The organism is Marinobacter sp. P4B1 (assembly GCF_001447135.1).
Taxonomy (GTDB): Bacteria; Pseudomonadota; Gammaproteobacteria; order Pseudomonadales; family Oleiphilaceae; genus Marinobacter; species Marinobacter vinifirmus.
The window spans coordinates 288,064-310,760 of record NZ_LLXM01000005.1 but is presented as its reverse complement, the minus strand read 5'-3'; the positions used below and the strand labels follow the sequence as shown (position 1 = coordinate 310,760).

Sequence of the window (22,697 nt, the reverse complement as noted above, 5' to 3'; positions counted from 1 at the left end):
TGTTATCAGGTGGAAGACGCCGATTTAACTGCTTCGACAATTCGGTGATAGGTGCCGCAACGGCACAGGTTGCCGGCCATGGCATTCACAATGTCGTCTTCACTGGGGGACGGGTTCTGCTCCAGCAGGTGGGCGGCGGTCATGATCTGGCCAGACTGGCAGTAACCGCACTGGGGCACACCATGTTCTACCCAGGCCTGCTGCAACGGGTGCAGTTCACCGTTTTTGCTGAGGCCTTCTATGGTGGTGATCTCCTGACCGTTTACGGCCTCTACCGGAGTCTGGCATGCGCGGGTGGGGGTTCCGCCCACGTGCACGGTGCAGGCACCGCAAAGCCCTGCACCACATCCAAACTTGGTGCCTTTCAGGTTGAGCTCGTCTCTGAGCACCCACAGCAGCGGGGTGTCTGAGTCTACATCCAGGGACCGTTTTTCTCCGTTTACGACAAGACTGATCATTGCGGAAAACCTTTTGTATTTGTATGTCGTTGAATCAGCATATTAGGGGCGATCATCAAATTTTGTAAACCGGCGATGCTCGCACAGTATGCTGAAAACCTTCCGGATTCGAACGCTTATTTGAATTTGGCCCGATATGACCGCCGTCCTTACGTGACGACCTATTACTTTATCCGGCATGATTGAAAAGTAAGTATACGTACTGCAGTACGATACAGATCATAATCAAAACAAAAACGGGGATTACCCCGAACAGGAGGTCTGCTGTGGCTGCTGAATTCCGCCCGCGTGGTCTGGCATGTTTTGCGTTAGCCGGTTTGGTTCTGGCTTTGTCCGGTTGTGGAGGGGGCGATGGAGGCTCCGATGCGGTTGCTGATGAGAGCGACGCCGCGGCACAACAGCCTGCCGAAAAGAATCCGCCCCAGGCCGGGGCCGGTTCGCAGCCTGAGGCCCGTGCCTACGCCTGGAAAGATACCCGTTACCAGTTTGCCAACGGTTGCTACAGCCTGCAGGCGGATGGTTTGTATGTATCCGAGGTAGCTGATGGCCAGTACAGCGTAACTCCGGATGCCGGAAAGGCCGCCCGCTTCACCATGCGGCCCACCGAGCTGGGCTCTTACCTGATGATGTCCGGTTTCTCCCGGGAAGACAGCCAGGTTGGCCAGTTTGAGTTGCTGGGCATCAGCGATCCGGGCGGTGAGTTCCTGGATACCGGCGGGCACTTCATCGGTGAACTCAGTTACCTGGTGTCCGGGTTGGGAGATACCGCCAACCTTGTGCTGGATCCGGTATTGCCATTGGGCGGCATTCTGCGGGAACTGGGTGAAAGCCTGGATTTTGCCGGCGGGCAACTGGGTAATGTAGACATGCTGCCCCGACTGGCCGCAGTCGACCGACCCAGTGACCTGGCGGTCTGGAAACTGAACAAGCACGAAGGTGCAGACCAGTACACCATGACCTCGGCGGTCACCGGTCTTCTGTTAGGCACCTCGGAAGAGGGATTAACACTCTCGTCGCCGTCCCTGCGCAATGCCGCCAATACCTTTACCTTCACTGAGGCCGAAGGCTGCACCGAATACCCGGAGGCCGGCCTGAACCTGGAGGTGGCCGACCACCGTGGCCCGGCCATCTACCTGAAAGAAGTGGATCGCTTCAAAGGTATCAAGGGCATCGATAACGACGACATCTACGGCTACGTGGATACCCATTCCCATATTTCCGCCTACGAGTTCATTGGCGGGCGCATCAACTACGGCGCACCCTTCCACAAATTCGGCGTAACCCATGCGCTGGAAGACTGCGAAGTTGCCCACGGCCCCTGGGGCACCACCGGCTTCCTGGAACTGGTCACCAGCGGCACAGGCCCCCACGATACCCAAGGCTGGCCAAGCTTTAACGACTGGCCCCGGTACAACTCCCTGCAACACCACCAGAGCTACTACCGCTGGCTTGAGCGGGCCCACTATTCCGGTATGAAAATCCTGGTGAACCACCTGGTGCACAACGAGATCCTGTGCCGCATCAATCCCCAGAAACAGAACGACTGCGACCCGATGGAGTCCATCCTGCTGCAGATCCAGCGCATGTATGAAATGCAGGACTACATTGATGCCCAGCATGGCGGCCCCGGCGAAGGCTGGTTCCAGATGGTCACCAGTTCCGGCGAAGCCCGGGACGTCATCGACGATGGCAAGCTGGCGGTGGTACTGGGCATTGAAATGTCCAAGGTGCTTAAGTGCGGCGAATTCCTGGATGTGGCCGAATGTACCCGGCAAGACATCGTGGAGCGGCTGGACAAGCTGTACCAACTGGGTGTGCGCAACATTTTCCCGGTTCACAAGTTCGATAACGCCTTTGGCGGCCACTTGCCCGATCTGACCTCCGGTGTCGGCATTGGCCCGGTGCTCTATGCCGGCAACCTGCTGGAAACCGGCCACACCATCGAATTCGAGGAATGCCCCGAAGGCACTGAATTTGTTGGCGATGAAACAGACCAGAATGCTGCCATGCAGCCCTTCGGCATCCTTGACCAGCTGCTGTTCCAGATGGACTACATCGGCGACCGTTTCCCGGAAACCCCAGAACAGCTGCAAGCGCTGGACCCGCGCCAGGGCACTGAACACCTGTGTAACCGCCGTGGCCTGACAGATCTGGGCGATTTCCTGGTCCAGGAGCTGATTCGCCGCAAGATGATGATCGAAACCGACCACATCAGCCGCAAGGCCGCCGCTCGCATCCTCGACATTACCGGCCGGCTGGATTACCCGGTGATTAACAGCCACGGCAGCTGGGGCGGCACCGAAGCCCTGCGCGACCGCATTGCCAGCCAGGGTGGCATTACCGCTTCCTTTGGTGGCACCCGTGAGAACTGGGTCGACAAACTGCTGCGCGACGGCAACCGCCCCCGCACCGAAAACCTCAAGGTTGGCCCCTTCGGTGGCGCCGGCTTCGCCTCGGACGTCAACGGTATCGCCCAGCTAGCCAGTAACCCCGGTACCCCGGAAGACGACGCCCGCCTGTACCCGTTTGAATCGGTTGATGGCCGGGTGGTCTTCCACAAACAGAAAACCGGCGACCGCGAATTCGGCCTGTACGACGGCCGCGGCGTGGCTCATTACGGCCTCTACCCGGACCAGATCGCCGACATGATCCTCAACACCGATCGCCCGAAAGAACAGGTCGACGAAGCCGTCAACCAGCTCTTCACCTCCGCCGAGGCCTACCTCCGGATGTGGGAACGCATCGAAAACGCCCCCCTTTAAAAAGGACGCGACTGCTATGAAACTCACAAAAAGAACTCACTTACCCTGGCGCACCGGCGCCACGGTGCTGGGCATCAGCGCTTTGCTTTCCCTGAGTGGCTGCTTTGGCGGCTCGGGAGGCTCCTCCGGCAGCCCAGCAGCAGAGAGCGATAACCAACCGGAGCAGGAAGAAACCGTCGCCAGGTTCAGCGAAGGCCGGGTGTTCAAGGTGGAACCCGGTGAACGGGCCACCGAAGACATGGTGGCCGCGATGATCCAGCTGCGCCCGGGGGATGCCCTGGAGTTCGGTTGTGGTTACTTCGACCTGTACCACGGCCTGTTGATCCAGGCCACGGAAGATGTAGAGATCCGCGGTTGTGGTAAGGATGAAACCGTCCTCAACTTTCGCGACAGCGATAACGTAACCGGCCTGGAAGCCCTGAACGTTCGTGGTATCACCGTGAAGGATCTCACCATCCTCGACTCACCAGGCGATGCCTTCAAGCTCAAGGGCGTGAAGTGGGGTACTTTGCTGAACGTGCGGGCCATCTGGTCCGGTGGTGGTGAACCCATTACCCGGGAAAACTACGCATCCCGCCTGCACGTGGAATGCACCACCCCGCCGTTCAACGAAGGCGACCCGGCACCCGATTACGTGCCCAGTTCTGACAGCGGCCGTTACGGCATCTACCCGGTGGAATCCGAGAACATCCTGGTGGATAACTCCGAATCTATCGGTGCCTCGGACGCCGGCATCTACGTTGGCCAGACCAACACCGCCATCATCAGAAACAGCCGCGCGGCCTATAACGTGATGGGCTTTGAGATCGAAAACGTCCAGGGCGGCGAGTACGACAACAACCTAGCGGAATGTAACACCGGCGGCTTCCTGATCTACGACCTGGAAAACATCACCCAGTACGGAGACACCTCGGTGATGCTGAACAACGTCTCCCGCAACAACAATACCTACAATTTCGCCCACAGTGGCCTGGTGTCTGCCGTGCCCCGGGGTACCGGGTTTATTACCCTCGGTTACGACAACATCGAGGTGTACGACAACGTGTTCGAAGACAACAGCACCGCAGCGGTGATCTACACCAGCTACGAGCTGATTGATGGCAAGGGCAAGACCTCGGACAAAAAGCTGGACCCGTATACCGAAGGCCTGCACATCTACAACAACGTCATGAAGAACTCCGGCTTCGATTTGCCGGCTCCGAACCTGGAGAAAGTGATCGGCGAAGGCGAGGTGGAAACCCTGCTGCCCACGCTGATTGGCATCAAGAACATCCATAACCCGGGCAAGGGTGCCCACATTGTGTGGGATGGGCTGCTGGATGACTACGATGCCGAGTGCCCGTACCCGGTGGATGCCAGTGGCCAGCCGGTGCCGAAAGATGAGAACGGCAAGCCCATCCACACCAACGAGCACCCGAACCCGGCGTGCCATTACAACGCCTATAAGTTCAACGCACAGGGCGAGCGCAAGCTGCCGGAGTGGGGTTCGTGCATCTACGACAACGAGATGTCGTCAGACAGCCAGGATTACATCAATTTCCACGGTATGCGTGGCCTGGAACTGGTATTGAATGTTGTGGATTTTGACTTGGGGGCGATCTTTTCGTGGCAAGGGCTGCAGGACACGCTTACCGGCCCGCTCGAATTCTTCGCGGACACCGAGCTGGAAGACCACGACTGCAACGCCCGTTTCGGCCGTACATTGGCCAGCCTGCCCCGTGTAACCATTCCACCGTTCGAACGCAGCGGTTCAGTAGACCCGGCACCTACCCAGGAATACATCAACCAGCTGTGTGAAGCGTCGGTGAAACCGGGCGAAATCAACCGCGAAGCCCTGGCGGTAGACTGTCCGCGCCTGGACCAGTACAACCTGTTCGCCAACGCGCAAGACCCGCGCAGCATGCCCCATGAAGGCGGCGTGCCGTTCGTGCTCAACTCCAAGCTGTTTTCTGATTACGCCACCAAGTACCGGGTTGCGTTCATACCGCCCGGCACTAAGGCGGTGTATATGGATGGCCAGAATGGCGGCAACCTGAACGGCACCATTCACTTCCCGAATGGCACCGTGATCGCCAAAACCTTCGCCTTCACGGATGAAAGCAAGGGCACCGAAGAGCTGGTGGAAACCCGCTTGCTGATCAAGCGCACCTCCCAGAGTGGCAAGGCAGTCTGGAGCGGTCCCACCTACAGCTGGAGCACCGACGCCAGCGGCAAGAAAGTGGCAAAACTGATGCCGGGCGGCGAAACCCGCAGCGTAAGCTGGCACTATGAAGACCAGCACACCGGCAAGTTGCTGGCCGGCTCCACCGACAGCTACGCCATTCCCAACCAGAACCAGTGCATCACCTGCCATTCCAATGACGACCTTGAAGCGGGCGCCGCGCCCATCGGCCCGAAACCCCGCAACCTGAACCGTGCCTACGTTCCGGAATCCCGCTTCATGGGCACCGAAGGGCAGGGCGGTTTCCCGCAGGTGAACCAGCTCAAGTACTGGCAGGATCAAGGCATCCTGGCCAACGTGCCGGCGTTGCAGATTGATGGCCGCGGCATTGCCACCAACATCGAGCGCCTGCCTCACTGGAACGTACCGGGCGACAGCGGTGCCACCGCCGGCTCTGATGCCGACGTGGAAACCCGCCTGCGGGCCTACCTGGAAGTAAACTGCCAGCATTGTCACAACGATAAGGGCGCGGCCTCCAACACCGGCTACTACCTGGACCACTACCGCAAGATCGACGCCGGCTACGGCATCTGCAAGAAGCCCACCGCCACCGGCGGCGGCTCCTGCGGCCGACAGCACGTGGTGGTGCCCGGCAGCCCGGACCAGTCCATCGTCTCCTGCCGCGTGGAAAACGCCGACGACCCGCAGCGCAAAATGCCGCCCATCGCCAAGAGCGTAAGCCACACCGAAGCCGTCGAACTCCTCAACAGCTGGATCGCCAACGTCGTCAACTCCGACTACGAAAACGGCGAAGCCTGCAGCGGCACCGGCATCTTCCAGTCCCTCAACCAATAACAACGGCGGGTCAGACCCCCGGTACATTTCGATTGGTGAAATGTATCGGGGGTCTGACCCCGTTTAGAAAAGGTGAAAGCATGATGATTAACAGAAATACGTTACGGGGTGCCCTGGCGCCGCTGGTGGCGCTGACTCTGGTGGCTTGTGGCGGTGACTCCGGCTCGGACCCGGTTACTGAGCCGTCAGTTCAGGCGTCTGCAAACCCGAAACCTGGATCGGCGCAGCCGGGGAATAATTCCGGTGCCGGCAATGGCTCAGGCGACACCTCGCCGGAAGTCGAGTTTGGCCCGGTAGTACCAGCGGTGGCCTACGCTACAGACACCCGCACTGAAAACCGGGATCCTTTCCCCAACGTTCAGCCGATCATTTCCGATGCCCCGCCCTCATGCGCGCCGGAAGGCCGGCCCCTGGCTTCCGGCCCGTCCTGTGATGACGTGAAAGCCGCAAGCTATTACCAGGACAGCCCTACCACCTGGCTTGATGCCCAGGTGTTCGTTCCCGAGCACCGGGAAGGGGAGAAACTTCCGGTTATTCTGCACAGCCACGGTTGGGGCGGCAGTAAACTCACCAGCCTGCCAGAGCAGCCTTATTGTGAGGAGCACCTGAAACCCTATAACTGTCCGGTCAACGAGGGCGGTGGCCTGCTATCGATGTTTGGTCAGCTGGATGATGTGCTGGCAGACCTCCACAACAGCGGTTACATCGTGGTGAGCTTCTCCCAGCGGGGCTTCGGCGATTCCGAAGGGCAGGTTATGGTGATGAACCCGTACCACGAAACCCGTGATGCCCAGGCGGTGATCGACTGGATAGCCCAAAGGGCGAGTGATGGTCGCCTGCCGGTAGCCGTGGATGAGACCGGAGACTTCCCGCTGGGCCTGTTTGGTGGCTCATACGGCGGTGGCTTTCAGTTAACACTGGCAGCGCTGGATGAGCGGGTAGACACCATTGTTCCGGTAGGCACCTGGCATGCCCTGGAGCAAGCCATTATGCCGAACGGCGCCGTCAAAGGCGGCTGGGGCAACCTGCTGTGCCTGTTGTCGACCGGAAAATCCCGCAGCCCGCTGCTGGATGAAGCCTGTACGGGCATGTTCTTCCCGTTCATCCGCACCCGAGATGCGGTAGATCCGACCGGCGAAATCCTCAAGTTCATGAGTCAGAACGGCCTGCACTACCTGAAGTCCCTGGAAGTGGCCCAGCAGCCGTTCCGCGAAGGGGATGCCCCGTTCCAACTGCGCCCGATCGATACGCTGTTGATTCAGGGCAACCGCGACGTACTCTTCCCGCTGCAGGAAGCCATCAACAACTACCACTACCTGAAAATCGCCGGTGGCGATGTGCGCTTGCTCTCCAACCAGTCCGGCCATATGAACCCCCTGGCCAACCAGGTGGATGGCACCACTTCCTGTGGCGGTGTGGATATGTTCAAGGCCATCCGCATCTGGTTTGACGTGAAACTGCGCGGGGCGGATGAAAGCCTGCTGGAGCAGATACCCGGCGTGTGTATCACCCTCGACAACGAAAAAGCCCTGATTGCCGACGAAGTGCCAGGCCTGAAGTTTGAGGCAGACCAGGCCATGGGCCTGGACCAGACCTGGCGTTCATTCCACATGGACATCGGGGCCCTGAGAGGCGCTCAGGAATGCCAGACCATTTACGACGTTCCAGCCGGCGAGCGCAAAGTACTGGCGGGTATCCCGAGGCTGCGTGACTTCAAGGTAAACGGAGACCTGGTTGGCGGACTGGGCGTGGCCTATATGGGCGTTTGTGTAGTCCGGGACGGCCAGACCTTACTGGTGGATGACATGCTCACCGGCTTCATCCCGGGTGACTACCCGAACCACGAACTGGTGGCAGTGGGCGAAGCCCTTCGCCCCGGCGACAAAGTCGGTGTAATGGCGTTCAAATCCCAGGAAAACATGAACTTCATGAGCACTGCCACCGTTGGCCAGGTTACCGAACTGCTGCTCAACGGCTTCAGCCCCGGTAGCGGCCTGCCGGGCAGTACCGTTCAAGGATTGCTGGATCCCTTGCAGGGCCTGCTGAGTTCAGTAATCGTCAACGCCTACACCGTTTCCGGTGAAATCCAGCTACCCGTGCTGGGGTCTGAACTCCTGAGCCAGCGCACTGCCGATCCTTACTACGGCATTCCCGAAAACTTCAACCAACAGCCCTGGTAACAACGGCGGGTCAGACCCCCGGTACATTTCGAGTGGTGAAATGTATCGGGGGTCTGACCCGGCTGTACAAAAAGTGGACAATTTGGCGGTTGGCTGCCATACCTAAGCTGAAGCCAGTTGTGAACTCGCATCAGGCACAACTCTATTGCGCAGTGGGTTGGGCTTGTCCGGGGGATGGCAGGTCTGAACTTGTGCACAGAGGAACGTGTCATGAAAAACATAGTGTTTAACTATCTGTTTGCTTTGGTGGTTGCACTGGCACTGGCCGGTTGCAACAGCGACAGCTCTTCCTCAGGAGCTGATGATGTTGCTTCTCCCACGCCTACCACACAGCCCCAATCTCCAACCCCCTCCGAAACCGACCCAGAAACTGATCCACCGATGCAGTCCGCTGATCCATTGGTGCCGGTAGCGGGGGAGGGGTATGCCCAGAAGGGCCCTTATCAAACCGGTGCGACGGTTACAGTGCAGGAGCTTGATAGCCAGGGCAGTTTGACCGGGCAAACCTGGTCTACCCAAACGGACGCGGACGGAAAAATCCGGTTCGAAGGAATTGGCTGGCAGGGGCTGGCCATGGTGACGGTAAATGGTCATTACTTTAATGAGTACAGCGGTGCCTATACCCCCGAGCCCTTCCGGTTGCGGGCAGTCATGTATGTATCTGACGAAACCCTGGTAGGAAACGTAAACCTGTTCACCCACCTGATCGCCCGTTACATGGAATATTGGTTGCCTGAAGGTTATACCTATGAGGAACTGCGTGGTTGGGCAAATGACTACATCATGACCTGGTTTGGCCTTATGACTCCTCCGGAGAATCTGAACCTGCTCGACAGCATCGATTCTGCAACGGATCGCGACAGCTACATGCTGCTGTTGTATTCGGCCGCTATGGCGAAAGCAGGCCTGACCCAGGCAGACGTTGATGCGCTGGCAGAAGATTTTGCGGTTACCGATGCCGGCTGGGAGGATGAGTGGCCTGAGGGCCCGGGTAAGCAAGCCCTGATGAAAATGTTCAGTGAAGCCCAGAACAATGAAGCAGCGTTGATAGAGCAGGCCCGTCAGGCGCTGCAACAGGAATTTGGCCGGGTATTCCAGGCTACCGAAAGTGGCGCTAACCGGGTGGCAGGAACCATTTGTGTCTATGCCGGAGTGCTGTGCCCCTGGGGCGAACTAACCAATATTCCGGTCAGCCCGGAACTCAGGGATATTCCGGTAAGTGTGCCGTATTCCGGCTCTTACGGCTTCCTCATGTATTTCAATGATAACGGTTCGGGCGCAACAGCCAGGTTTGGCCGGGCTCCGGGAGATAACTCTATCCGCAGTGTGTCAGGCAGCGTGAGCGATTTTCTGGAGTTTATGATTCAGCCCATCGAGGGGGATCGACGCTACAACCTGGGCCTGAGCAGCACCACCAACAAAACCGTCACCAGTGTGAGAATGTTCCAGCTCAGCCAGGGTATCAAGAAAGATCCATACCCGCTGGTTGTTGGCGATAACGCCGGGCTGGTCGGGATTGAGTGGGGTACCTTCAGAAATACCGACAGCTACTACCAGCTGATCGCGGGCCCTGGGCGCTATCGTTTCACCATTGGCGGCTACACCTGCGGCACCAGCATTGCACCGGTGGTCGTCAGGGGCTATCAGTGGGATTGGGATATCCGCGAGCCCTTGCCGGAGGACCAGGCCGGTAGAACGCCGTTCGATACGGCTTCGAGTGCACAGTCCAGTGAAAACCAGTGCTCGCATCAGATCGAGTTGATAAACGACACCCATCCCAACCGCCTTTATCTGCATGTGGAGGCTGTAGGTATCCGGGATACAAACATCAACGCCAACCGTGCAATTTCTGAGGATTTCACGATCAGGGTTGAGCGGCTCTAAGGGAGGCGGGTCAGACCCCCGGTACATTTCGAGTGGTGAAATGTATCGGGGGCCTGACCCCGTTTTGGTACTTGGGGTTAGGCTAAACTACCGCAACCAACTGGCCGAGCATAGTATGGCGGGTTACAGATCGGGGATGCCGGTCTTGGCTGCACAAACTCGGCTGACTTCAAACTCTTCCAGCACTGATAGTAGCTCAAACCCCCCGCTGAAGATCTCAACTGCGTCGAAGGGTTGGCTGGTTTCAAACACCAGATACTCAAAGTCACCGCTACCGATAAGTTGCGATAGACCTAGCAGATCCAGGTCTGCACCCACGCTGCCGCCGGTTTCTTCCTGTACTTCACCGTTGAGCAAGGTTCTGACCTGAAGCCCGCCATTGGTTAATAGTCCGAGTTTGACAAGTTGTGGAGCATTGCGGATAGCAACTCCTACATAGTTGTTGGCCGGATAGACAAAGTTCGTACCGCTAGCAATGCGCAGGGAGACAGAAGACAGGCCCAGCAAGTTGGTGTTGTAGATCGCTGCAGTGTTGGTTAAGTCATCATCTACTACATTATTGGGGTTATTGACTCCGCAAAGCAGGCTGCCAGCATCACCTGACAACAGACACCCGGTGGTGTTAACCGATGTCGTAGCCTTAACAGCACTATCGTTGGCCCGCATCGGGCTATAGATTCCCTCGACAGAGCAAGAGAAACCGTCTTCAATGCCCGGATCGCAAGCATCACCAATGCCGTTGCCGTTTTCATCGTTTTGTCCGGGATTTGCAACAACTGGGCAGTTATCGGCGTCATTCAGCACGCCGTCACCATCAATGTCTTTATCGCAGGCATCTCCAACGCCGTTCCCGTCCAGGTCTGACTGGCTTGGGTTAGCGATATCCGGACAGTTATCCCATGGCTGGCCAACTATGTCTTGTGAAATGAACGGCTCAATGGTCGGGTACAGGGTGGGAAAACCATCGCCGTCCGGATCAACTGATTCATTACACAGCGCCGGATCAACGCCCGGCACACGGGGGCATGGATCGTCCTCGTTCGGAACGCCATCGCCATCCCAATCATCTTCCGTGGGCTGAAGAGGCAGGTAGGGGTTTGACGAGTTTGACTCGTCACTATCTCCACTCCCTTCTCCTCCGGCGCTGCCATCTTGTTCGGTGCCAGCCGAGAGTTCGTCGAGTGGTAGTCTGGAGTCGCTGTTGTCCGAGCGGCAACCCAGCATGGTTGTTGTGGATAAAACGAGTAGAGCGAACGTGAAGAAATTCAGTTTTCTGAGCATTTTTGAAGTCCTTGTTAGAAAATATTCCAAGTTTATATGTAGAATAGGGTCTCTTATGCGAAACAAGTTTGTAGATATTTAATGTGGTGATTAGCAAGATCGCGCCTTGAACCTGGCTATCACTGGATCATGTTTGAGTGCCGCCCGGTCGGGCGGCACGATCCTGAACGGGTCAGTCCTGATCCTTCTTTATGATTTCGGAGTACTGCCCGGAAACTATTGCCTCAACCCGGCGATTCTGGGCCCGGCCAGCTTCTGTTTGGTTGCTTGCGATTGGCTGTGATTCGCCCATCCCTGTCGTGCGAATACGGTCCGGGTTGATCATGTACTCGTCAACCAGAACTTTCATCACTGCGCCTGCCCGGCTTTTTGACAGCCGCTGGTTGTATGAAGCTGGCCCAGTGCTGTCTGTGTGGCCTTCGAGCAGAATACGCGATGTAGGGTACTGCCGTAAGATGGTGGCAAGCTTGCCAATATCGTCGAAGTATTCAGGGCGCACCATGGTCTTGTCGTGCTCAAATTCAACATAAAGAGTTTCTTTTATGTCCCTCGTTAGCTCTTTAGCACAGCCGTCATCGTCAACCAGAGCCCCGGTTGGTGTATTCGGGCACTTGTCGCGATAGTCTGGTACACCGTCGCCATCCGAGTCTGCTGGCGGTGTGGAAATCTGTGACAAGTCAAGCGCCTCCCGGCTGGAAGGAGCTTTCCGGAACTTCCGCCCGAACATATAATGAACGCCAGCAAAGAGCTGGGCGTCAAAAAATTCGTCTTCAACTTCCAGCATGCCCCTTGCGCCAGCCTCCGCCAGGAAGCGTGGGGCGATCATTTTCTGCAGACCCCCTTCGGCGTATATCAGGTCTTCATTTTTGGAAGTAAAACCGGCGTCTATGTTCTGGTAGGTATAGCCTGCGCCGGCAAAGGGGCGCCAGCCACCAAGCCGATAGTGCGTGGGGTGCAATCGGCCGCCCAACATTCCTCGCCATAGCTCGGTGTCGACCTTTGTATTACGGGTTTCTGGCTCGGCATAGCCGCCCTGCAAGAGCATGCTGACATTTGGGTTAAACTGGTGTGTGAAGTTAACGCCCAGCGACCAGTAATTGGACAGATCACCCACCGAGCTGGACTTGTTCTCGGAGTTACCAGAGTCAAGATAGCTGGTTTCAAGACCCAGAGTGCTGTATCGCTGGGGGAAATCCTGCGAGGCTAGCGCCAACGAAGGTAGGGTAAGTGCTGCGGTGAGCACTACAGACTTAAAATCCGGCATGGCTGAAATTCCTTGTAGTCTACTGACATTGCTTGTCATTTCAAATCTGATTCGGAAGGTATAGTACTATACATATGATATTTTTGTTAAGTGTTGGTTTATCGTGTCAAGCCGGTCTTTATGGATTCGCGGCCAGTTTGATAGGGTAGCTACTGAGGAGCGCCATGAAAGCTCTCCTGCTCACTGTTAACGCTAGCATGATCATTCTGTGGTCGGTTGTTTTGAATGCGGGGAAGTAACCCGCTACCGGCGGCGGTTCAACCGGCTTTCCGGCGAGAGGCTTACACCCGGAACTGGGTATCAGAACTAGTGCTCGCGAATGGATAGGGTGGCTATAGCGATGCCATATCAGGACATTCGGCTCCCGGTGTCTGGAACATGACGTTAGTGCCAGGCGGAATCACGGTGGTTTCGTCGGTACGAATGGCGTCCATGTTGAACACGGTGAGGAATTTGGCAGCACCAAAGCGGGTTTGCACATCGTAGGCGATGGCGTTCAGCTCGTTGTAGGGCGGCAGGGCAACCAGCTTGTCCAGCAGGTCCATCCGGTTGGAGGCTTTGCGGGGGAAGTCTTCGTTGGGGGCGCCTTCTTCATCCAGCCAGCGATTCCAGTGCTGGTTTATATCATCCAGCACTTCCCGGTTAGCCCGCTGGGGCAGGTTCAGGAACCGGCAGTGGCCAAAATTATCCAGCTTCTGTTTGTTGGCATCCCACTCGCCGATATCGATTTTAACGTCGGCAAAGCAGACCCCGGCGCCAGAACTGGCGCTCTGGCGGACCGCAGCGCCAATCAGGCTGCCGGGGCCTTTGTGGCCGTACAGCAGGGTAACGCCACTGGCCGGCAGCCGGAAGCCGTCTTGCTGGAAGTAGTCTGGCCTGCAAATAATATGTGTGTCGGGCTGGGAATCACCCTCAAAAAAGAAGAACGTTTTGGCCCCGATAACAGACACGTTAGTGAATCCTTGTGACAGTTCAGTGCGCCCCACACGGCGCTACGGCAATATTGCCAGACTCAATAATTGGTTATGTTAACATCGTACACATTTTTGGAAAAACATACCCTATACCATACAGGTACTGTACATGCAGCAATCCAGAAGCCGGCAATCCCGGAGTGAGCTGACCCATCCCTCGGCACCGATCAGTGGTAATACGCTGATGAACCTTAAACTGGTTCTCGAAAGTGTAGTTGGTGATGGGGAAGTCCGGGACCTTGACCTTGCCATGTTGCTGAACGTGCCGGTAAACCGCCTGGGCCGCCTGAAAAAGGCCGGTGCCCCCGCGGGCGCTGCCGAAACGCCGGATCCGGATGACGAACAGGACGATGCGGTCGCCGCGACGATTCGCCCCAACCAGGCCATCCTGGTACGCCTTCTTCTGAAACACCCGGAATACGCGCCGCTGACCATGCGCCCGGGTAATGCCGAGATGTTCGAACTGATTGCTCCGCTGATGCCCGGCACGGGCAGCAATGGCAAGATGGTCGGCAAGCAGGGTTACGCGCCGCTGTTTGGTCGCTCCTACGTGTCGTCCTACAAAATGCTGGCCGAGGCGGAATCCACCAGCTTGCCGGTTGTCCGTTTGCAGTTGTTGATTGTCGGCCGGCTGGGGGAAATGTTCCGGGAGCTGTGCCTGGCAAAAGTGCAGCAGGCCGCCAAAAAAGTGCCGGACTATGTCTTGCAAAGCCTGAAGCACGATGCCGGCTGGCAGTTGCTGAGAGCCCGTGACTCGCTGACCGACTGGATGCCGGATGTGGTTTTCGAGGAATTCAGTGCCGAGCTGCTCAGGCAGTGGCGCACCTGGTTCAACGAATGCTACCTGAACGTGCTGCGGGATGAAGCGTTGTCACGGGATCTGGACCCGGACAAGGTCTTGCTTAAAGGCAACTGGACCAACCGGAAGAACGTAGAGCCGGCAGATCTCCAGAACTACGACCGGGCCACGCAACCGATTCTCGGCTGTGAAGACAGCCTGTTCAGTATTTTCCGGGAAAGCTTCGGGCTGACCAGTGCCGAGGCGTTCTGGGCGCTGGGGCTGCAGGTGAAAGCTTTTTACCGTTTCCGCCAGCGCGCCCGGCAGCGCATCGACGCACCCTCAGCCCTGCTGGTCCGTTACCTGTTCCGTTACCCGGACGACATCCGCCACATTATTCCTGCACCACCCAGTGGCGAAAGCATCCTGCAAACTATTCAGCAGGACGATCCCGCCTTCCGCACCAGCCAGCTGGGCCCGATGTTTGGCGCCTCCCGGGTGATGAGCTACGAGTTTGCGGCAGACCAGCACTCGAGTCCCTTCTTTGCCCGTCGCCTGGCCACTATTTACGCCGAACAGAAGCGTCGGGGCCAGCCGATTTACAGTCAGTTGCGGGAATGTGTGGAAGACGAGCTGAAAGCCAGAGGGCTGGATTCCAGGGAATTCTGGCGTGACGGGCGGTGGAACCCTTCAGTTTCATGTAGTTAGAAGATGCAGGTTTGTGTAACAGCGTGTGTCAGTCGTGTTGCTGGGCTGGCCCTGTACGACAACAGATGAAGAACGGTTCACGTTTCTTTACAAGATTTTGCACCCTTGGGGCTGTCCAGGTTGCAATAAGTAGATACCATCAGGGTATAAAGATGATCCAGGTCAATATTGGATAACTTGATCGATGTTAAGCGGCGACTTTGTCGCTTGGTGGTTTGAAGTTCAATCAACAACAGTAAGCCAGAGGTGATCAGTTATGAAACTTGATAAAGCAGCAGTTGCTCGGATTAGGAATGCTACGCCTAAGAAGCAAAAGGGGGCGTCAGCTATTGAGTATTTGGTTCTTGCTGCGGTGGTTGTCGGTATTGTTATTGCTGTTTTCACGCTTTTGGATGGCGAAGATAGCTTATTGAGTGGTTGGATCACCGATCTAAAAACATTCTTGGAGTAATAGTGAGTAGGGGGCGTAGCTTTGCTAGGAGTCAGTGGGCGGAGTTCTCCACTAGCCCTTTTCGTGATGGACGGGAGTTAAAAGAATGCTCCGGCGATCTGTGCTAGGTGTTATTAGTTTGGAATTTCTATTGGTTTTTCCGTTGCTAATAGCTTTGCTATACGCAGGTCTGGTCTACGGCATCCTGTTCTTTCATAAAGTCCAAATGCAGCGAGCCGTAGACATGGCTTCCTCAGCGGTCTATTCACTGGATCGCCGCAACTTCTCAACATACAGCGACAAGGTGGTAACTCACAGCAAGGATGTGCTCGATAGGATGGTAGCTAGTTTGCCCGAGCGCATTCGGACAAAGCTAACAACTCAAACCTGTGCACCAGACGGTGGCAATGCCGATATGGTGATGCTGAAGTGCACTTTGGTAGCCGGAAGCGTTGATCCTGAGAGTTGCGGATCAGACGAGGCCGACACCGGCTCACCGTTCTTGCCCCAGCTCAGTATCGGCCCGCTCGGAGATTTTCCGCCGCAGCCAAAATGTTTGAAAGCAGTAGCGGCCGTGACCTTCTGACGGCGTTTACTGCCTGCAGTGCTCCAAATAAACACGGACGGGAATACAAAAAATGAGGACAAGGCTCGTGTCCACCCTGCCAGCCCTTCTGCTGGCTCTGGTGGCGATCATTCTGGCGGTTGTGGGGTTGGTCAGGTACAACGATCAGCCTGCAGCTACCTCATCATCGGCAACCGGTCAGGTTGCCCGGTCTGAGCCGGCCGGCGAGAAGGAGCCGGAAAAGCCGACATTCACCTACCTGTTCGCTAAAGAGGATATCGAAGCCGGCACCGAGCTGAAGCCGGAGTTGTTCTCTGAAATAACCACCACGGTTGAGCTGCAGGGCGCCCTCGCTAAAGACTCAGCGACCTTCGGCGAAGCTATCCCCAATCCTCTCAAAGCGGGTGCCCCGCTGACCGATTACGCCATGGAAGACGCCAGCATTCTGCAGCGCGAGCTGCCGGAAGGCATCCGTGCCGTGGCCTTTGACCTGAACCCCTTGTCTGGCATCGGTGGCCTGTTGCGCCCAGGCGACCTTGTTGATGTGGTAGCCACGTTCAAGGGCAACTCCGCAGATAGTGCCCTGAGCACCGTGTTGCTGCGGGAAGTCGAAGTGCTGGCTATGCGCGGAACCACCGATCCATCAGGCGGGGCTGATGACGATGACCGTCGGCGTAACAGCACCATGGTGTTGGCAGTGCCGGAAGCCGAAGTGAACCGCCTCGCCCTTGCGTCTGCGGAAGCAAACCTGCGCTTTGTTGCCACCCGGCGCGGAGTATCCATGGCGGAGCCTGTGGAGGGTGACGGCGAAACCGAAGTGGTCGTCCAGGCTGATCAGAAACCGCAAGAGCCGGAAGCCATCTTCCTGGCCGACATTCGCCCTCTTTCTCCGGAAGCAAAAGCCAAAAAAGAAGCGGAGGAAAAAGCCCGGCGCCAGGAAAAGCAGAAAGAGACAGACAACGGGCTGAAGGTCCAGATCTTTGAAGGTTCCGACACAAGGACAGTCTATGTTCGCTGATAAAACGAAAATGGCCCTTCGGGGGCTGGCTTGTCTGATGCTGGCGGGGTTGCTGTCTTTCACCGCCCATGCCCGGGACGAAGCCCCGGTTGCGCTCAGCCCCGGACAACAGCATGTGCTGGTGTTTGCAAAAGAACTGGAGAAAGTAGCTGTGTCCAGCCCGGATGTGGCGTCCGTTCAGGCCAGTGCGGAAAAAGAGGTGTTGGTAACCGCGAAGGCAGCGGGTGAAACAACGGTCCGTGTATGGCTGAAGGGTGATGACACCCCTCGGGTGACGGACTACGCGGTGTCGGCCATGGCGGGTAAGCGTCAGCCGGTGCCGATGCAGGTGCAAACAGACATCCGGGTGGTAGAAGTAAACCGCCAGGAACTGAATACCCTTGGCTTTCATTACTCCAAACTACTTAACGGTGGGGAGAATGCGTTTGGCCTGTCTCCCAATGGTGGCGGGTTCACCAGCCCTGCTGGCGTCCCCGGAAGCGCTCCCGGGCTGGGAACTGAGGGCTTTAACCTTTTCAGCTTTGGCCCCAGTTCGCTGACCGTCATCAACGCCCTGGAATCCGGCGGTTTCGCCTATACCCTGGCCGAGCCATCGCTGGTCAGCCTGAGCGGCCAGAACGCAACCTTCCTGTCTGGCGGTGAGTTCCCCGTGCCTATCTCCGGTGATAACGGCGAGGTGGAAATCGAATACAAGGAATTCGGTGTCAGCCTGTCTTTGACGCCCACCGTGGTAGACGAAAACCAGATCATCCTGAAAGTCGCGCCGGAAGTGAGCGACCTTGATTTCACCTCCGGCGTATCCTCCGGCGGAGTCTCTGTCCCCGGGCTTCGGGTTCGCAGAACAGAAACCATGGTGTCCATGGCCCCGGGTGAGAGTTTTATCATCAGTGGCCTGGTTAGCCGCAGCACCTTCAACAACAGCGACCGTCTGCCGGGGCTGGGTAACATCCCGATTCTGGGCGCACTGTTCCGCTCTGACCGCATTTCCAACGAAGAGCGCGAGCTCATCATGGTGGTTACCCCCAGGCTGGTCAGCGCCGTGCGGGAGCTTCCGGAATCGGCGAAGAATTTTGGCAAGAAGTACGAGTACAGCAGCACGGAGTGGGGCGATATGGTCATCAACCCCAGAGAAGGAACCGAACCTCTGGAACATGGCCTGAGCTGGTAAGGAGCCCGACACCATGAGTGAAACCCTGATTTGCGTTGTTGAAGATGTCGGAGTGCGTGTCTGGCTTGAGCGTGTCCTGGAAGATGAATGGAGCCTGGAATTTGTTTCCGCCTCTGACCTTTCCCGGGTAAGCCGGCTGGCTTCGGCAAGCGGTGCCAAACTGGCCCTGGTGGCCATCAGCGAGGATGACCCGGAAAAAGCCGTAAAGCTGTTTTCGGCGCTGCACCAGTCCAATCCGGGGGTTACCCTGGTTGGGGTCGCCCGGCATATTTCCCAGGATGCGCTGCTACAGGTAATGAGGGCAGGTGCCCGGGATTGCCTGATCACCGCCGTGGATTCAGACCGGGCGAGGGAACGGGTCCAGAGCCTGGTCAATGAGGCGGCAGCCGAACGCCAGCAAAACGGTGAGCAAAAACGCCGAAGCATTACCCTGGTGGTTGGTGCGTCTTCGGTGGTGGATACCCGTTTCTTTGCCCAGAACCTGGCAAGCGAGCTGAACGACCTGTACCCGGAGCAGCGGGTGCTGGCGGTAGACACCATGGCCACAGAGAATCACGCTTTCTACTTCGACAGCCTCAGCCGGTTGTCGCTGAATGACCTGGTCAACCGCACGGATTCCATTGACGAATCCTTCGTTAACACCGCGCTGGAAGAATGCAGGCCGGGGCTCCGGCTGTTGTCTGGCCAGATTATGGCGGACCAGCTCTCCGGTGACACGGCAGCGGACCTGTTCATTGCGATCTCCCGGCTGGCTGAGTTGTTTGATCACCTGATTATCCGGGTAGTGGAACACCAGTCTGCAGATTGGCTGAAAATTCTCGGGGCTGACCTTTCACGGCTGATGATTGTGGCCAATCCCATGGTCGAGCATGTGCAGTACGTGGAGACCATGCTGGCCGGCACAGCCCAGTTGCTGGGCAGCAATTGCCAGACCAACGTGGTGATCGACGGCTTCGACAAGAAAGCCACGCTGGCGCTGGCCGATATGGAAAAACGGATGGGCACCCAGGCAAGCCTGAAACTGCCCCTGGACTGGCTCAACCGGCTGGACTCCATCAACGCTGGGGTGCCCCTGTCGGCCTTGCTGCGGCGCTCTTCCTACCAGAAAGGCCTTGCCGAGTTTGCGAAGCGACAGTACAGCGAGCAGTCGTCTGGTGCCGGTGCTCTCGGCTTCTTCAAAAAACGTGCGGCGGGCAAGGAGTAAACCGTGGCTACTCGTATCGATGAAGAGTACCAGCAGCTGAAAAAGCAGGTGCACAGTCATCTGATCGAGCGGCTGGAAGAAGAAGGCATCGAAGTAGAGCTGGCTGAAAAAGCCCAGCTGGAGCATTTTGTGCAGGCCAATGTGGGCCAGTACGTCGCAAGCCAGCGAATTCCCCTGGCTACCTCGGATCAGTCTATGCTGGCCCGGGAAACCCTGGATGAGATTGTCGGCTTTGGCCCGCTGGAACCGCTGCTGGACGACCCGCAGGTGAACGACATCCTGGTGAACGGGCCCAACAGTATCTTCGTGGAAGTGGCCGGGGTACTGCAAAAAGCCCAGACCCGCTTCATCGACGACGACCACGTCATGCGCATTATCCGCCGGGTTCTGGCGCCGCTGGGCCGGCGCCTGGATGAAAGCAGCCCGATGGTGGATGCCCGCTTGCCGGATGGCTCCCGGGTGAATGCGATTATTCCGCCTATTGCCCTGGATGGCCCGTCTATTTCCATCCGGAAGTTTACCCAGAAACACCTCACTGCCAGCGACCTGGTCAACCTGGGTTCCATGACCCGGGAATGCCTGGAGCTGCTTACCGGGATTGTCCAGAATCGCCGCAACCTACTGGTCAGTGGTGGTACCGGTACCGGTAAAACCACCATTCTGAACCTGCTCAGCCAGTTCATCCCCAAGGATGAACGCATTGTGACCATTGAGGACTCGGCCGAGCTGCAGCTTAACCACCCCCATATTGTCCGGCTGGAAACTCGGCCCGCAAACGCGGAGGGAACCGGTAAAGTGGCCGCCCGGGATCTGGTGGTCAACGCTCTGCGTATGCGGCCAGACAGGGTCATCGTGGGCGAGGTGCGTTCCGGCGAAATTATCGAGCTGCTTCAGGCCATGAATACCGGCCATGAAGGCTCCATGAGTACCATTCACGCCAACTCCTCGAAAGACGCGCTGATCCGGATTGAAACCCTGCTGGCGGTGAATGGCTATGATGCCGGTGAGCGGGCCATTGGCCGGCTTATCGGTTCGTCGCTGGATGTGATTGTGCAGCTTGCGCGCCTGCCAAATGGCCGGCGCCTGGTGAGTGAGGTTGTCGCCATGACGCCTACCCGCGATGACCCGTACCAGATGGAAACCCTGTACCGGGCCAAGGAACTGGATGCCCAGGACATGGCGGGAGCTCAGCTGTGAGTGTTCAGGTGATCTGGCTGGCAGCGCTGTTCTTCGGCGCCCTTGCGGTGGTGGTTATGCTGCTGCAGCTGGTGATCGGCCAGGTCCGCCATGACCGCAACCTGAAAAAGCTCAGTAAGAACCGGCTCTATCCGCAGATTGTCACAGAAGACCAAAAGAAAGCCGGTATCGATATCGGGCCGCTGGAGCAGTTGCTGATTCGCGCCGGTATCCGCATGTCGGTAACCAGGGTGGTTGTCGTTGCGGTACTTTTCTTTGGCTCCCTGATTGGTGTTTATGTCTACCGTGGGCCCATTGAAGCCCTGGTAGCGCTGGTGGCCGTTGTGCTGATCGGCGTTACCCTGTGGCGGGTGAAGTTCGAGCGCCTTCGCCGGCAGATCTTCGAAGAGCTGCCGGGTATTGTGGATGCGGTACTTCGCTCTTTGGTGGCCGGTCGCTCACTGGAGCAGAGCCTTCTGGTGGCCTTTGCCGATGCCTCCGATGTTTTCCAGCCCCTGAGCTTCCGTTTGCGGGGCGCGGTCAGCCAGGGCCGGGATTACACCCGCATCTTTGACGACTTCGCCGAGTTGTACAGTATTCCTCCGTTTACCCAGATTGCCATTGCCCTGCGCACGTCTGCCCGGTTCGGCTCGTCGGTTCGCCCGGTTCTTCAGGAAGTCTCCAAGGCCATTCGTGCACGGCAGGAACTGCGCCGGGAGTTTATGGCAGCAACGTCAGAAACCCGTTTCACGGCCGTGGTCTTCGCCATTTTGCCGCCTGCTATGGGGGCTTACATCGTTTTGATGAACGAAGAGTTCTCGGTGGCGCTGCTGCACACCAGTACCGGCCACACCATGATGATAACCGCCGGTGTGCTGCAGGTACTGGGCACCCTGTTGATCTGGAACCTTATCCGGGGGGTGGGCCGTGGATAACCTCTGGTTTGCGGCGGCTATCGTGTTTGCCATGGTGTCTGTGCTGTATGCCCTGGTCTGGGCGCCTGCCTGGGCCATGCGGGCGCGGGTGACGGCTCGGTTACAGCGCCGGCATCTGTCGGCAGATGATGCCCGCGAGGATTCCCCGCTGGCAGGTTTTCTGTACTGGCTGGTAGAGAAACCGCTGTTTGCCGGGGATTTCCGAGAGCTGGAGCCGGCACTGGATGCCACTGGGAAAACACCGCTACAGGCCCGGGGCCATTATGTGTTGATGTGCTGGGTGGTTCCGGTTGTGGTGGGGGTGATTGGCTATATCACCAGCGACTTGCTGACCTTACTGATTGCGTTTGTGCTGGCCTTTTATATTTCACGGCAGCTGATTCGTGCGGCTGGCCGCACGGCGGAAAAGCAGCAGAACCGTGAAGCCATCGAGCTGTGCCAGATGACCCGCATGCTGATGCAGGCGGGCCTCAGCCCGGAGCGGACCCTGAAGCTGATTGCCCACCAGGCCCGGGACCTGATGCCATTACTGGTGCGCCGTATTGACCGGTTTAATCGAGTGATGGAAAGCGGTGCAGACCGAACCCGGGCGCTGGATGAGCTGGGCCACAACCGCAACCTCACCGTGCTGCGTAACTATGTAACCATTCTGAAGCAGGCCGGCAGCCTGGGGGCTGGGGTGTCCAGCGCCCTTGAACAGATTATTACCGAGGCCCACCACGAAGAACGCAGCAAACTGAAAGAAGAAACCAACCGTGTGGGCGCCAGGATGACCATCATCATGATGGTATTTATGTTGCCGTCACTGTTCATACTGATTGGCGGGCCGGCAGTGCTTTCCATTATGGATGCGCTGCAGCGGTAATCGACGAGTGATCACCAAGCTTTCCGGTAAG

General features: G+C 57.6%; 16 protein-coding genes and 2 pseudogenes. 13 read left to right on the top strand and 5 right to left on the bottom strand.

The genetic code is table 11. The annotated features are described in order from the left end of the window. Positions 1-5 precede the first annotated feature (5 nt). Positions 6-458, bottom strand: a complete 453-nt coding sequence (locus AQ621_RS03150) for a (2Fe-2S)-binding protein (RefSeq protein WP_058340226.1) — start codon at positions 456-458, stop codon at positions 6-8. 266 nt (positions 459-724) lie between these two features. On the opposite strand from AQ621_RS03150, the gene AQ621_RS03145 reads away from it, so the two are divergent. The 4 genes from AQ621_RS03145 to AQ621_RS03130 all read left to right on the top strand — a co-directional run bounded on the left by AQ621_RS03145 (position 725) and on the right by AQ621_RS03130 (position 10,300). Beyond that, positions 725-3,220 carry an amidohydrolase family protein gene (locus tag AQ621_RS03145; RefSeq protein WP_227508209.1) on the top strand — a complete coding sequence of 832 codons (2,496 nt, stop codon included), beginning with the start codon at positions 725-727 and terminating at the stop codon, positions 3,218-3,220. 16 nt (positions 3,221-3,236) lie between these two features. Next, positions 3,237-6,236: a parallel beta-helix domain-containing protein gene (locus tag AQ621_RS03140; RefSeq protein WP_058340225.1), complete on the top strand. Its 3,000-nt coding sequence runs from the start codon at positions 3,237-3,239 to the stop codon at positions 6,234-6,236. An 80-nt stretch (positions 6,237-6,316) separates the two neighbouring features. Further along, positions 6,317-8,416: a CocE/NonD family hydrolase gene (locus AQ621_RS03135; RefSeq protein ID WP_058340224.1), complete on the top strand. Its 2,100-nt coding sequence runs from the start codon at positions 6,317-6,319 to the stop codon at positions 8,414-8,416. A gap of 210 nt (positions 8,417-8,626) precedes the next feature. Beyond that, a complete protein-coding gene (locus AQ621_RS03130; protein ID WP_058340223.1) occupies positions 8,627-10,300 on the top strand; it encodes a hypothetical protein in 1,674 nt (557 codons plus the stop codon). A gap of 714 nt (positions 10,301-11,014) precedes the next feature. Here AQ621_RS03130 and AQ621_RS17950 read toward each other — a convergent pair. From AQ621_RS17950 to AQ621_RS03115, 4 genes and pseudogenes are all read right to left on the bottom strand, one after another. Further along, positions 11,015-11,317, bottom strand: a pseudogene (locus tag AQ621_RS17950) (thrombospondin type 3 repeat-containing protein); the annotation flags it as partial. Continuing rightward, positions 11,312-11,524 (bottom strand): annotated as a pseudogene (locus tag AQ621_RS17945) (hypothetical protein); the annotation flags it as partial. The pseudogenes AQ621_RS17950 and AQ621_RS17945, both read right to left, overlap by 6 nt. Positions 11,525-11,753: 229 nt before the next feature. After that, complete coding sequence (locus AQ621_RS03120; protein ID WP_058340221.1) at positions 11,754-12,845, bottom strand: OmpA family protein; 1,092 nt, start codon at positions 12,843-12,845, stop codon at positions 11,754-11,756. A gap of 332 nt (positions 12,846-13,177) precedes the next feature. Next, on the bottom strand, positions 13,178-13,795 hold the full coding sequence (locus AQ621_RS03115) for a hypothetical protein (RefSeq protein ID WP_058340220.1): 618 nt from the start codon (positions 13,793-13,795) through the stop codon (positions 13,178-13,180). 133 nt (positions 13,796-13,928) lie between these two features. On the opposite strand from AQ621_RS03115, the gene AQ621_RS03110 reads away from it, so the two are divergent. The 9 genes from AQ621_RS03110 to AQ621_RS03070 all read left to right on the top strand — a co-directional run bounded on the left by AQ621_RS03110 (position 13,929) and on the right by AQ621_RS03070 (position 22,666). Continuing rightward, entirely contained in the window at positions 13,929-15,305 is a 1,377-nt protein-coding gene (locus AQ621_RS03110; protein WP_058340219.1) for a hypothetical protein, read from the top strand. Positions 15,306-15,561: 256 nt separating this feature from the next. Beyond that, positions 15,562-15,756, top strand: coding sequence for a hypothetical protein (locus tag AQ621_RS03105; protein ID WP_058340218.1), 195 nt, complete (start codon positions 15,562-15,564; stop codon positions 15,754-15,756). 118 nt (positions 15,757-15,874) lie between these two features. After that, a complete protein-coding gene (locus AQ621_RS03100; protein WP_158499521.1) occupies positions 15,875-16,321 on the top strand; it encodes a TadE/TadG family type IV pilus assembly protein in 447 nt (148 codons plus the stop codon). A 67-nt stretch (positions 16,322-16,388) separates the two neighbouring features. Further along, positions 16,389-17,318, top strand: a complete 930-nt coding sequence (cpaB, locus tag AQ621_RS03095) for a Flp pilus assembly protein CpaB (protein ID WP_058340216.1) — start codon at positions 16,389-16,391, stop codon at positions 17,316-17,318. Beyond that, complete coding sequence (locus AQ621_RS03090; RefSeq protein ID WP_227508208.1) at positions 17,308-18,486, top strand: type II and III secretion system protein family protein; 1,179 nt, start codon at positions 17,308-17,310, stop codon at positions 18,484-18,486. The genes cpaB and AQ621_RS03090 overlap by 11 nt, the downstream gene beginning before the upstream one ends. A gap of 13 nt (positions 18,487-18,499) precedes the next feature. Then, complete coding sequence (locus tag AQ621_RS03085) at positions 18,500-19,690, top strand: CpaE/TadZ family protein (RefSeq protein ID WP_058340215.1); 1,191 nt, start codon at positions 18,500-18,502, stop codon at positions 19,688-19,690. A 3-nt stretch (positions 19,691-19,693) separates the two neighbouring features. Then, positions 19,694-20,887 (top strand): TadA family conjugal transfer-associated ATPase, encoded by a 1,194-nt coding sequence (locus AQ621_RS03080; RefSeq protein WP_058340214.1) that lies wholly within the window; start codon positions 19,694-19,696, stop codon positions 20,885-20,887. Next, positions 20,884-21,801, top strand: coding sequence for a type II secretion system F family protein (locus AQ621_RS03075; RefSeq protein WP_058340213.1), 918 nt, complete (start codon positions 20,884-20,886; stop codon positions 21,799-21,801). The genes AQ621_RS03080 and AQ621_RS03075 overlap by 4 nt, the downstream gene beginning before the upstream one ends. Then, positions 21,794-22,666 (top strand): type II secretion system F family protein, encoded by an 873-nt coding sequence (locus tag AQ621_RS03070; RefSeq protein WP_058340212.1) that lies wholly within the window; start codon positions 21,794-21,796, stop codon positions 22,664-22,666. The genes AQ621_RS03075 and AQ621_RS03070 overlap by 8 nt, the downstream gene beginning before the upstream one ends. Positions 22,667-22,697: the final 31 nt, after the last annotated feature.

Excerpts from the sequence above, each read along its gene's own strand:
- AQ621_RS03150 (WP_058340226.1), bottom strand. The coding sequence starts at position 458 with ATGATCAGTCTTGTCGTAAACGGAGAAAAACGGTCCCTGGATGTAGAC.
- AQ621_RS03140 (WP_058340225.1), top strand. The coding sequence starts at position 3,237 with ATGAAACTCACAAAAAGAACTCACTTACCCTGGCGCACCGGCGCCACG.
- AQ621_RS03135 (WP_058340224.1), top strand. The coding sequence starts at position 6,317 with ATGATGATTAACAGAAATACGTTACGGGGTGCCCTGGCGCCGCTGGTG.
- AQ621_RS03130 (WP_058340223.1), top strand. The coding sequence starts at position 8,627 with ATGAAAAACATAGTGTTTAACTATCTGTTTGCTTTGGTGGTTGCACTG.
- AQ621_RS03120 (WP_058340221.1), bottom strand. The coding sequence starts at position 12,845 with ATGCCGGATTTTAAGTCTGTAGTGCTCACCGCAGCACTTACCCTACCT.
- AQ621_RS03110 (WP_058340219.1), top strand. The coding sequence starts at position 13,929 with ATGCAGCAATCCAGAAGCCGGCAATCCCGGAGTGAGCTGACCCATCCC.
- AQ621_RS03105 (WP_058340218.1), top strand. The coding sequence starts at position 15,562 with ATGAAACTTGATAAAGCAGCAGTTGCTCGGATTAGGAATGCTACGCCT.
- AQ621_RS03090 (WP_227508208.1), top strand. The coding sequence starts at position 17,308 with ATGTTCGCTGATAAAACGAAAATGGCCCTTCGGGGGCTGGCTTGTCTG.
- AQ621_RS03085 (WP_058340215.1), top strand. The coding sequence starts at position 18,500 with ATGAGTGAAACCCTGATTTGCGTTGTTGAAGATGTCGGAGTGCGTGTC.